At 73.7% G+C, this 11,820-nt stretch carries 7 protein-coding genes; 1 reads left to right on the top strand and 6 read right to left on the bottom strand.

What is annotated here, in order from left to right:
- Nucleotides 1-2,003: MinD/ParA family ATP-binding protein (locus JYK17_RS39235; RefSeq protein WP_222812260.1), on the top strand; the 2,003-nt coding region annotated here is incomplete at its 5' end.
- 78 nt (nucleotides 2,004-2,081) lie between these two features.
- Here JYK17_RS39235 and JYK17_RS39230 read toward each other — a convergent pair.
- The 6 genes from JYK17_RS39230 to infB form a co-directional block, all read right to left on the bottom strand.
- The gene (locus JYK17_RS39230) at nucleotides 2,082-3,029 is read right to left on the bottom strand and encodes a bifunctional riboflavin kinase/FAD synthetase (RefSeq protein WP_108016022.1); all 948 of its coding nucleotides are present in this window, start codon (nucleotides 3,027-3,029) and stop codon (nucleotides 2,082-2,084) included.
- 141 nt (nucleotides 3,030-3,170) lie between these two features.
- Nucleotides 3,171-7,616, bottom strand: a complete 4,446-nt coding sequence (locus JYK17_RS40920; protein WP_372465383.1) for a trypsin-like peptidase domain-containing protein — start codon at nucleotides 7,614-7,616, stop codon at nucleotides 3,171-3,173.
- A 298-nt stretch (nucleotides 7,617-7,914) separates the two neighbouring features.
- Nucleotides 7,915-8,820, bottom strand: coding sequence for a tRNA pseudouridine(55) synthase TruB (gene truB / locus JYK17_RS39215; protein WP_108016023.1), 906 nt, complete (start codon nucleotides 8,818-8,820; stop codon nucleotides 7,915-7,917).
- Nucleotides 8,817-9,263 carry a 30S ribosome-binding factor RbfA gene (gene rbfA, locus JYK17_RS39210; RefSeq protein WP_108016024.1) on the bottom strand — a complete coding sequence of 149 codons (447 nt, stop codon included), beginning with the start codon at nucleotides 9,261-9,263 and terminating at the stop codon, nucleotides 8,817-8,819. The genes truB and rbfA overlap by 4 nt, the downstream gene beginning before the upstream one ends.
- Before the next feature lie 32 nt (nucleotides 9,264-9,295).
- Nucleotides 9,296-9,589 carry a DUF503 domain-containing protein gene (locus JYK17_RS39205; RefSeq protein WP_108016025.1) on the bottom strand — a complete coding sequence of 98 codons (294 nt, stop codon included), beginning with the start codon at nucleotides 9,587-9,589 and terminating at the stop codon, nucleotides 9,296-9,298.
- A 129-nt stretch (nucleotides 9,590-9,718) separates the two neighbouring features.
- Nucleotides 9,719-11,820, bottom strand: a 2,102-nt coding sequence (gene infB / locus JYK17_RS39200) for a translation initiation factor IF-2 (protein WP_222812259.1), incomplete at its 5' end; no start/stop codon positions are given.

Here is an 11,820-nt window from a genome sequence, read left to right as displayed (position 1 = left end):
CCGCACCGCAGCAGCCCGCGGCCGCCGCGCCGGGTCAGCCGCCCGTGCCGCCGCAGCAGCCGCACTTCCAGCCGCAGGCTCCGCAGCCGGCCCCGGCGGCCTGGAACCAGCCGCAGCCCGCACCTACGCCCGACCCCCAGGGCGGCTACGGCTTCCCGCAGCCGGGCACCCCGGCGCCTGCCGCCCCGCCGAACCCCAACTCCCCCGCCCAGCCCGGCGGTTACGGCTTCCCGCAGGGCCAGGGTCAGGGCCAGCCGCAGCCGAACGCCCAGGCACCCCAGTCCACTCCACCTTCGCCTCCGGCCCCCAACGCACCCGGCGGTTACGGCTTCCCGCAGCCGGGCGCAGTCCCGCAGGGCCAGCCCCTGCCCAACGCCCAGGCACCGCAGGCCCCCCAGCCCCCGCAGCAGCCTGCCCCCGCTCCCGACGCACCCGGCGGTTACGGCTTCCCGCAGGGCCGGCCCCAGCCCAACCCGCAGCCCCCGCAGCAGCCCGCCCCGCCCGCTCCCAACGCGCCCGGCGGATACGGCTTCCCGCAGCCCGGATCAGCCCCCCACGGCCAGCCCCAGCCCGGCGTCCCGCCGCAGGGGCAGCCCAACCCCCAGGCGCCGCAGGCCCCGCAACAGCCGCAGGCCCCCCAGCCGCCCGTGGACCCGCGTATCGGGGCCGCGTGGCCGCAGCCCATGCAGCACGATCAGCGGCAGATGACCAACCCCGGTGCCGCGCCGCTGGGTTACACCGCCGCCGTGGAGCTGTCGAGCGACCGGCTCATCAACAAGAAGCAGAAGGCGAAGAGCGGGCGACCCGCGGCCGCGCCGAGCCGGTTCAAGATCGGTGGGAAGAAGGAGGAGGCCGAGCGGAACCGCAAGCTCGAGCTGATCCGGACGCCCGTGCTGTCCTGCTACCGCATCGCGGTCATCAGTCTCAAGGGCGGCGTCGGCAAGACCACGACCACCACCGCGCTCGGCTCCACGCTCGCCACCGAGCGCCAGGACAAGATCCTCGCGATCGACGCCAACCCGGACGCCGGCACCCTCGGCCGCCGGGTGCGGCGCGAGACCGGCGCCACCATCCGCGACCTCGTCCAGGCGATCCCGTACCTCAACTCGTACATGGACATCCGGCGGTTCACGTCCCAGGCCCCCTCCGGGCTCGAGATCATCGCCAACGACGTCGACCCGGCCGTCTCGACGACCTTCAACGACGAGGACTACCGGCGCGCCATCGACGTGCTCGGCAGGCAGTACCCGATCATCCTGACCGACTCCGGCACCGGTCTGCTCTACAGCGCCATGCGCGGTGTGCTCGACCTCGCCGACCAGCTCATCATCATCTCGACGCCGTCGGTGGACGGTGCGAGCAGCGCCAGTACGACCCTGGACTGGCTGTCCGCGCACGGCTACGCCGACCTGGTGTCGCGGTCCCTCACCGTCATCTCCGGCGTGCGCGAGACCGGCAAGATGATCAAGGTGGAGGACATCGTCAGCCACTTCGAGACGCGGTGCCGCGGGGTCGTGGTCGTGCCCTTCGACGAGCATCTCGCCGCCGGTGCCGAGGTCGACCTCGACATGATGCGGCCCAAGGTGCGGGAGGCGTACTTCAACCTCGCGGCGATGATCGCCGAGGACTTCGTGCGCCATCAGCAGATGCACGGCCTGTGGACCTCCGACGGCAACCCGCCGCCGGTCGCCGCCCCGCCGATGCCGGGCCAGCCGTACGCCCCCGGACAGCCGGTGCCCGGACAGCAGGCGCCCGGTCAGCCGGGGCCGTACCCGCAGGTGCCCCAGCCGCCGCAGCCCGGCCAGCCGTACGCCCCGGGTCAGCCCTATCCGCAGCAGGGCCAGCCGCCCGCGCAGCCGGGGCAGCCCGGACATCCCGGACAGCCGTACCCGCAGGCCCCGGCCCAGCCGTACCCGCAGCCCGGTCAGCCCCAGCCGCCGCAGCCCGGTCAGCCCGGCCAGCCCGGCTACGGCTACCCGCAGAACCCTCCGCCGCAGCAGTAGCCGTAGCCGTAGCGCAGGAACGGCGAAGGGCGGCCGGTGCTCGTACGCACCGGCCGCCCTTCGGCGTCGTAGGGGTGGCTATTCGGCGGCGGCCACCAGTTCGCGGCAGCGCTTCACGTCCTCGGCCATCTGCTCCAGCAGGGCCTCCAGGGACTCGAACTTCGCCTGGCCGCGCACGAAGGCGAGGAAGTCGACGGCGACGTGCAGGCCGTAGAGGTCGAGGCCCACGCGGTCGATGGCGTACGCCTCCACCGTGCGCTCCGTACCGTCGAACTGCGGGTTCGTGCCGACGGAGATCGCGGCCGGCATCACCTCGCCCTGGGCGTGCAGCCAGCCGGCGTAGACGCCGTCGGCGGGGATCGCGGTGTGGGGCAGGGTCTCGACGTTGGCCGTCGGGAAGCCCAGTTCGCGGCCGCGCTGGGCGCCGCGCACCACCACGCCCTCCACGCGGTGCGGACGGCCGAGGATCTCCGCCGCGCCCGCGACGTCGCCCTCGGCGACCAGACGCCGGGTCAGGGTGGAGGAGAAGGGCTCGCCGCCGCCCGCGTCGCCGGTCACGTACAGGTCGACGACCTCGACCTCGTAGTCGTAGACCTTGCCCTGCTCGGTCAGGAACTCGACGTTGCCCGCGGCCTTGTGGCCGAAGCGGAAGTTCGGGCCCTCGACGACCGCCTTCGCGTGCAGCTTGTCGACCAGGACCTTGACCACGAAGTCGGCGGGCGAGAGCTTCGAGAACTCCTTGGTGAAGGGGAGGATCAGGACCGCGTCCACGCCCAGGTCCGCCATCAGCTCGGCGCGCCGGTGGTGCGGGGCGAGCAGCGGCGGGTGGCTGCCGGGGCGGACGACCTCGCTGGGGTGCGGGTCGAAGGTGACGACGACGGAGGGAACGCCCAGCTCACGCGCGCGGTCCACGGCATGCCTGATGATCAGCTGGTGCCCGCGGTGGACCCCGTCGTAGGACCCGATGGTGACGACGCTGCGCCCCCAGTCCTCGGGGATGTCCTCCAAGCCACGCCAGCGCTGCACTGTGACCGCTCCTCGAACCCGTGTCCGTGTCCATCGACGTCTTACGCAGGTCTAAGGGTGCCATGCCGGACGCGGACCGCCCTCATCGGCATGGGGGCTGTGACCCGACGCACGTGCGGACACGGCTCAGGCGGGCACGGCTCAGGCGGGCACGTGGACGCCCGAGAGGTTCTCGATCATCCGGCGGGTACTGGGCCCCACCACCGCCGCCCAGGCCTGCGGGGTGTCGGCCAGCCAGCCCGCGGTGCGGGCGGCGAAGCCCGGCACTTCCCGGGCGAGTTCGACCAGGCCGCGGTCGAAGCGGGCCGCGCCGTCCGGTGTGCGGACGAGGAGCAGGCCGGTGCGGTGCACCAGGTCGCGCGTGTCGTCGCCGCCGTGCCGGCCGGCCGCGTGCAGCAGGGCGTCCAGGACGGCCGGGGCGTGTTCGTGCGTCAGCAGGAAGTCCAGGAGTTCGCGGCGCAGGAGGCGGGAGGCGGGGGCGCCGGGGCCTGCGAGCACGGTGGCGAGAGCGGTTCGCGCCTCTTCCGGGCCGCCGTCGAGGAGGCCGGTGACCAGCGGGAAGAGCACGGTCCGGGCGGCCGGTCCCTGGTCGAGCCGTCGGTCGACGTAGGCGGCCATGTCGACGGCGGTCTCCGGGCGCCGCTCCACGGCGTCCCGTACGAGTGCGGCGACCCGTCGTGCGAGCGTGGGTGTGGTGACGTCGGCGAGCGTGCGCAGCGCCCGCCCGGCGTGCGGCCTGCACAGCCGCTCGCGGAAGGCGTCGAGGACCGGGTCCGGGTGGGTGGCGAGGGCCGGGACCAGTGCGCTCGGCGGGAAGTGCGGGTCGTCGGCGGTGAAGTGCCGCAGGGCCTGCGGGAGATGGCGGGCACGCGTGCGTGGATCCCGTACGAGGAGGGCGAGCGCGCCGCCGTGCAGGGTGCAGTCGGCGGGGCGGGCCAGCAGGGCGAGGGCCGCGTAGCGCAGCAGTTCGCGGTCGGCCTCGGTGCGGACGTGCGGGGCGGCGCGCAGGCCGTACGCGACGGCCGCCACGCGCCGGGCGGGTCGTTCGTCGTGCGCCCACCGGTCGACGGCCCGGCACACGGCCGAGGGCTCGTCCTCCGCGAGTACGGCGAGCAGTTCGTCCGCCCGCCGGTGCGCGCCCTTGACGAGCACCTCGGTCAGTTCGTCCAGGGCGAGCCGCCGGTGAGTGTGCAGCAGCGCCTGCGCCGCCTTCGCGACCGTCGCGTGCGGGGTCGCGGGCAGCGGGCGGTCGTCGTCGAACCAGTCCGCGAGGAGCGGCTGTACGGCGGTGGGGTCCGCGGCCAGAAGGCGGGAGACGGCGTCCAGGAACCGCGGGCCGGGCTCCTGCGGCGGGCCGTCGGCGAGGAGGAGATGCCGCAGCAGGCCGAGCCGCTCGCCCAGCGGGAGCGGCAGGGCGGTCCAGAAGCGGGGGCCGAAGGCGGGCGGGACCGCCGGGGCGGCCGGGATCGCGAGAGCGGGCGGGATCGCCGTGGTCGGCGGGACTTCCGCGGCGGGCGGGATCGCCGGGGTCGGCGGGACTTCCGCGGAGGGCGGGATCGCCGGGGTCGGCGGGACCTCCAAGGAAGGCGGGACTTCCGCGGAGGGCGGGACTTCCGAACCGGGCGGGATCGCCGGGGCCAACGGGACCGCCGAGTCCGGCGGAACTTCCGAGGCGGAAGGGACTTCCAAGCCGGGCGAGATCGCCGGGGCGGGTGGGTCCACCGGGGCAGACAGGTCCGCCGGGGCAGACGGGACCGCCAGGGTCCGCGGGACCGCCGAGGCAGACTGGGCCGCCGGGGCCGACGGAACTTCCCAACCGGGCGAGACCTCCGAGCCGGGCGGGGCCACCGAGCCGGGCGAGACCTCCGAGGCAGGCTGGGCCACCAGGGCCGGCGGAACTTCCCAGCCGGGCGAGACCTCCGAGCCGGGCGGGGCCACCGAGCCGGGCGAGACCTCCGAGGCAGGCTGGGCCACCAGGGCCGGCGGAACTTCCCAGCCGGGCGAGACCTCCGAGCCGGGCGGGGCCACCGAGCCGGGCGAGACCTCCGAGGCAGGCTGGGCCACCAGGGCCGGCGGAACTTCCCAGCCGGGCGAGACCTCCGAGCCGGGCGGGGCCACCGAGCCGGGCGGGATCGCCGGGGCCATCGGGACCGCCGGGGCCAGCGGAACTTCCCAGCCAGGCGAGACCTCCGAGGCAGCCGGGGCCACCGAGGCCAGCGGAACTTCCCAGCCGGGCGAGACCCAGGCGGACGGGACCGCCGAGGTCGGTGGCACCTCCGAGCCGGGCGGCACCGCCGAGGCAGGCGGGGCCACCGGGGCCGACGGAACTTCCCAACCGGGCGAGACCTCCGAGGCAGGCGGGACTTCCGCGGCGCGCGAGGCCTCCGAGCCGGGCAGGCAACCAAGCTCCCCCTCCCGGGACTTGGGGACGCCCTGGCCGCGCATCGCCACGACCCGGTCGGCGAGCATCCGTAGGACGGGCAGGTACGGCGTGGCGTCCGGCACGCGCAGCAGCGTCTCGGTGAGGAGGCGGGCGGCCCACCAGGAGTGCGGGTTGCTGTCCAGGGCGTGCGTCAACTCCCGCAGGCGCGCTGCCAGTCGGGGGGTTCCGTGCCGGCGGGCGAGGAGCAGTAGCGCCTCGACGACGGGGCCGATGCGGTGGTGCGGCACGCAGAGCCGGCCGTCGGCGTCCGGGCCGCGGTCGCGGTGGACCAGCGCCCGCAGGGCCTCGTCGAGGTCGAGGTGCATGCCCTGGATCCAGTCGGCGAGCTCCTCGTGGGCGAAGCGGTAGCCGCTGCCGGCCGGGACGAGCAGGCCCTCGGTGAGGACGGCCGACGCCCAGCCGGTGCCGCCGCCGAGCCGTGCGGGGGCCTGTCCCCAGGGGAACACCGCCTCGAAGCTCTTACGGTCCAGCTCGCCGTGTCCGGGGCCGAGGCTGCGCCGTGCGGCCTCGTGCACCTGTCCTGCGACCTTGGCCGCCAGACGGCGTACGGCGGTGCCGCGCAGGCCCCGCTCGGCGGCCAGCCGGACCGCGATGCGCAGGCACATCAGATCGAGGTGGGCCGAGAAGACCTCGTCGCGGTCCACGCGCGCGTGCGGGGCGTCCGGGAGGGCGGCGCCGACCTCCGAGAGCAGCCGGAGGGTGAGCGGGTGGCGGGCGTCGGGCTCCTCCAGGGCGCCCTCGGGGATGCCGTACCGCGCGCGTGCGATGCGGGCCTCGTCCTCCCGCAGGTCACCGAGGCGTACGCATGCGGGGAGCCCGCCGGGAGCGCCCTGGCCGTGCAGGATCTCCTGCGGGAACTCCGCCCCCGCCCGCTCCCAGTACTCCGCCCTGCACGCCACCACCAGCCGCGCGCCCGTCCGGCGCAGCCAGTCCGCGGTCCCCCGCGTCCACTCCGGCAGACGGTGTGCCAGTACGGGCGGCATCTCCTCGGGGCCGTCCAGGAGGAGCAGCAGCGGGCGGTTCGCGGTGCGTGCCACGTCGGCCAGCAGCTCGGGGGTGATGTCGCCGAGGTCCGAGGTGCCGGCGGTGCCGGACGCGGCGACGATGCGGGCGGCGCGGGCCAGCGCCCGCCCGGCCGCGTCCGCGACCGAGGTGTCCTCATCGGTGAGGTCGGCGCCGCGCAGCCACAGGGTGGGGGCGGGTTCGGCGCCGCCGTGGCGGCGGGCGGCGAGCGCGGCGAGTTCCGTCGTACGGCCGCTTCCGGGTGGCCCGACGAGGCCGAGGACGGCGGCCGGGCCGCGGTCGAACGCGGCGAACTCCCCCGCCGTGGCGGTCCGTTCGACCGGCTGGACCTCCGTGCCCGCTCGTCCGGTCCGGCCCGCCAGAGCGCCCGGCGGCCCGTCCTGCCCCACCGAGGTGGCGGTGAGCTCCAGGACTCCGGCCAGGTTCAGGTCGGCGCCGTAGGCGGGCACCGTCGCCGCGTTCTCGGCGAGGAGGCCGGCGAGCGGGCCGCTCGGTGCGGTGCGCAGCGTGACGGCGAAGCCCACGTCGCGGTGGCCGGACTGCAGCGCGGTGCCGAGGACGCCGACCACGGCGCCGGTAACCGGGTCCAGCACCGGTCCCCCGGCCGCTCCGCCGCCCAGCCGCAGCGCGTCCCGGCCGTCCGTGCCGATCGCCAACTCCAGTGCGTCGTCCAGGAGATGGAAGCGGTCGGTGGCCGCGTACGTCACGGAGGTCTCGGCGAGCACCCGCGCCTCGCGCCAGCATCCGGCGGGGATGCGCACATAGGTGCCGCTCTCGACGCGGTCCCGCACGGTGAGCGGCAGCGGGGGCACGCCGAGCCCTTCGGTGCGTACGAGGGCCAGGTCCAGGGCGGGCAGCGGGGTCACCGCGTCCGCGGTCACCAGGCAGGTGCGGTCACCGGCGGCGTGCAGGATGAGCCGGGCGAGGCCGTCGACGGCCTCGTGGCTGGTGATCAGGGTGCCGTGGTGGTCGGCCATGAAGCCGGTGCCCCGGGGCCGGCCGGCGAGGTCGTGGATGCGGACCAGGGCGGGGTCCGGCGCGGGCGGCTCCGTGGCCCGTCCTTCGCGCCCGCTGTCCCCCGGCCGGTGTCCGCTCCCGCTGCGCGGGCCCCGTCCCGCCATGGCCGAACCTCCCCGCCGTACACCTGTGCCCACAACCTCGACGTTAGGCGCGGTGTGATCAGCGGGACAGATCGAGCCGCGAACGCGCCCCCTTCCGCTCCCTCGGTTCACTCCGAGCGCCTGCCCGGACGGGTGAACAGACGGGGGTGGGTGGATACACCCTAGGGGTGGGGGAACCGAGGGGGACCGTGGAGCGGCGGCACAACCCCGTGATCGCCGCTCCACGGGCAGACCGGCCCCGGCCCCCCGCGGCAGCGCCCAAGCGTCTCAGTTCTCAGCGCCTCAGCGCCTCAGCGCCTCAGCCGAAGACGGCCAGGCTCTTCGCCTTGCCCTTGTGCTCCTCGACGAGTACGAGGAAGCGCCCCTCGGGACCGAAGACGGCCACCGGACCGCGGCCCGCGTACGTCTCGGGCATGTCCAGGCGTACGCCGTTGGTGAGCAGACGGGCCCGCCGCTCGTCCACGTCCCAGCGCGGGAACGCGGCCGCGGCGGCCTCGGCGATCGGCAGCACGGTCAGCTCCTGCTGCAGCTGGTCCAGCGTGCGGGCGCCGTCCAGCTTGTAAGGGCCGACGCGGGTGCGGCGCAGCGCGGTGAGATGGCCGCCGACGCCCAGTCCCGCACCCAGGTCCCGGGCCAGGGCCCGGATGTAGGTGCCGGAGGAGCAGACGACGGACACCACGAGGTCCAACACCGCGGTGCCGTCCTCGGCGACCGCCTCGCGCATGTCGTGGACCGCGAAGGACGAGACGGTGACCGGCCTGGCCGGGATCTCGAACTCCTCGCCCTCGCGGGCGCGCTTGTAGGAGCGCACACCGTCGATCTTGATGGCGCTGACCTTCGAGGGGACCTGCATGATCTCGCCGGTCAGCTCGGCGATCCGGGCGTCGACGGCCTCGCGGGTGACCTTCGAGGCGTCGTGCGACCCCGTGATCTCGCCCTCGGCGTCGTCGGTGACCGTCGTCTGCCCGAGGCGGATCGTGCCCAGGTACTCCTTCTCGGTCAGCGCGAGGTGACCGAGCAGTTTGGTGGCCCGCTCGACGCCGAGGACGAGCACGCCCGTCGCCATGGGGTCGAGGGTGCCCGCGTGCCCGACGCGGCGGGTGCGGGCGATGCCGCGCATCTTGGCGACCACGTCGTGCGAGGTGAAGCCCGACGGCTTGTCGACGACGACAAGCCCGTCGGGCGTCCGGTTCTGCTGGGTCATTCGGCGGCGTCGTCCTCGTCCTCGCCCGGCTTCCTGTACGGGTCGGCCTCACCGGCGTAGCTGGCGCCGGCCGAGACCTCGCGCACCTGCGCGTCGGACTGCCGCGCCTTGTCGAGGAGGTCCTCGATGGTGCGGGCGGTGTCCGGCAGGGCGTCGGCCACGAAGGTGAGCGTCGGGGTGAACTTCACTCCCGCCGCCGCACCGACCGCGGAACGGAGCACGCCCTTGGCGCTCTCCAGACCGGCGGCCGCGGCGGCCCGCTCCTCGTCGTCCCCGTACACCGTGTAGAAGACAGTCGCCTCCCGCAGGTCCCCGGTGACGCGGGTGTCCGTGATGGTCACGTTCGAGCCGAGCCGCGGGTCCTTGATCCCGCGCAGCAGCTTCTGGGCCACCACCTCCCGGATGAGGTCCGCCAGCCTCTTGGCGCGCGCGTTGTCGGCCACTGGTCCGTCTCCTTAAGTGCTTACTTCTTGCTTCAGTCTTCGTCGCTGTGGAGCCTGCGTCGAACCGAGAGCAGTTCCACCTCGGGCCGCCCGGCCACCAGCCGCTCACAGCGGTCCAGTACGTCGGAGAGGTGTGCCGTGTCCCCGGAGACCACCGCGAGCCCGATCTCGGCCCTGCGATGAAGGTCCTGATTGCCCGTCTCCGCCGCACTCACCGCGTACTTGCGCTGGAGTTCGGCCACGATCGGACGGACGAGAGAGCGTTTCTCCTTCAGCGAGTGGACGTCGCCGAGGAGCAGATCGAAGGACAGAGTCCCCACATACATGTGTGTTCCGGATGTCCCGCCGGTTCGGGGTATGGGCGCTGGTACGCCGATACCGGAACCGTACACGCAACGGCCGGGGCCGATCGACGGAAATACACTCCCGCCGACCGGCCCCGATCGCGTGCTGGATCAGACGCGCGGCTTCTCGCGCATCTCGTACGTCGCGATGACGTCGTCGACCTTGATGTCGTTGAAGTTGCCGAGGTTGATACCGCCCTCGAACCCTTCGCGGATCTCGGTGACGTCGTCCTTGAAGCGACGCAGACCCTCGATGTTGAGGTTCTCCGCGATGACCTTGCCGTCGCGAACCAGGCGCGCCTTGGTGTTGCGCTTGACCTCGCCGGAGCGGATGAGAACACCCGCGATGTTGCCCAGCTTGGACGACTTGAAGACCTCGCGGATCTCCGCCGTACCGAGCTCGACCTCCTCGAACTCCGGCTTCAGCATGCCCTTCAGGGCCGCCTCGATCTCCTCGATCGCCTGGTAGATGACCGAGTAGTACCGGACGTCCACGCCTTCGCGCTCGGCCATCTGCGCCGCGCGGCCTGCCGCACGGACGTTGAAGCCGATCACGATGGCGTCGGAGCCCATCGCCAGGTCGATGTCCGACTCCGTGACCGCACCGACACCACGGTGCAGGACGCGGATGTCGACCTCTTCGCCGACGTCCAGCTGGAGCAGGGACGACTCGAGCGCCTCGACGGAGCCGGAAGCGTCACCCTTGATGATCAGGTTCAGCTGCTGGACCTCGCCGGCCTTGAGCACCTTGTCCAGGTCCTCGAGGGAGACACGGCGCGTGCGCTTGGCGAACGCGGCGTTGCGCTCGCGGGCGGCGCGCTTCTCGGCGATCTGACGGGCCGTACGGTCCTCGTCGACCACCAGGAAGTTGTCGCCCGCACCCGGGACGTTGGTCAGGCCCAGGACCTGGACCGGCGTCGACGGGCCGGCCTCGGCGACGTTGTTGCCGTTGTCGTCGAGCATGGCGCGCACGCGGCCGTAGGCGTCGCCCACGACCATCGTGTCGCCGACCCGCAGCGTGCCGCGCTGGACGAGCACCGTCGAGACGGCACCGCGACCGCGGTCGAGGCGGGACTCGATCGAGATGCCCTGCGCGTCCTGGTTCGGGTTGGCCCGCAGGTCGAGCGAGGCGTCCGCGGTGAGGACCACGGCCTCCAGCAGGGAGTCGATGTGCAGACCCTGCTTGGCGGAGATGTCGACGAACATGGTGTCGCCGCCGTACTCCTCGGCCACCAGGCCGTACTCGGTCAGCTGACCGCGCACCTTGGTCGGGTCGGCACCCTCGACGTCGATCTTGTTGACCGCGACGACGATCGGGACGTCGGCCGCCTTGGCGTGGTTGAGCGCCTCGACCGTCTGCGGCATGACGCCGTCGTTGGCCGCGACGACCAGGATCGCGATGTCGGTCGACTTCGCACCACGGGCACGCATGGCGGTGAACGCCTCGTGACCCGGGGTGTCGATGAAGGTGATCCTGCGCTCTTCGTCGTTGACCTCGGTCGCGACCTGGTAGGCACCGATGTGCTGGGTGATGCCGCCGGCCTCGCCCGCGATGACGTTCGTCTTGCGGATGGCGTCGAGCAGTCGGGTCTTTCCGTGGTCGACGTGACCCATGACGGTGACGACCGGCGGACGGACCACGAGGTCCTCCTCGCCGCCCTCGTCCTCGCCGAACTCGATGTCGAAGGACTCGAGCAGCTCGCGGTCCTCCTCCTCGGGGCTGACGATCTGAACCGTGTAGTTCATCTCGTCGGCGAGGAGCTGCAGCGTCTCGTCGGAGACGGACTGCGTGGCCGTGACCATCTCGCCCAGGTTCATCATGACCGCGACGAGCGACGCCGGGTTGGCGTTGATCTTCTCCGCGAAGTCGGTGAGGGAGGCACCGCGCGACAGGCGAATGGACTCGCCGTTGCCGCGAGGCAGCATCACGCCGCCGACCGACGGGGCCTGCATGGCCTCGTACTCCTGGCGCCTCTGCCGCTTCGACTTGCGGCCACGGCGCGCGGGACCGCCGGGGCGACCGAAGGCGCCCTGCGTGCCACCACGACCGCCCGGACCACCGGGACGACCGCCGAAGCCGGGACGGCCACCGCCGCCACCGGGACCACCGGGACGACCGGCGAAACCGCCACCGCCACCGCCGCCGGGACGACCGGCGAAACCGCCGCCGCCACCGCCGCCGGGACGACCGGCGAAGCCGCCGCCGCCCGGAC

Origin of the sequence: Streptomyces plumbidurans (genome assembly GCF_019857225.1) — a bacterium.
Classification (GTDB): domain Bacteria; phylum Actinomycetota; class Actinomycetes; order Streptomycetales; family Streptomycetaceae; genus Streptomyces; species Streptomyces plumbidurans.
The sequence above is the reverse complement of the archived record's forward strand: the minus strand, read 5'-3'. Positions and strand labels throughout refer to the sequence as shown.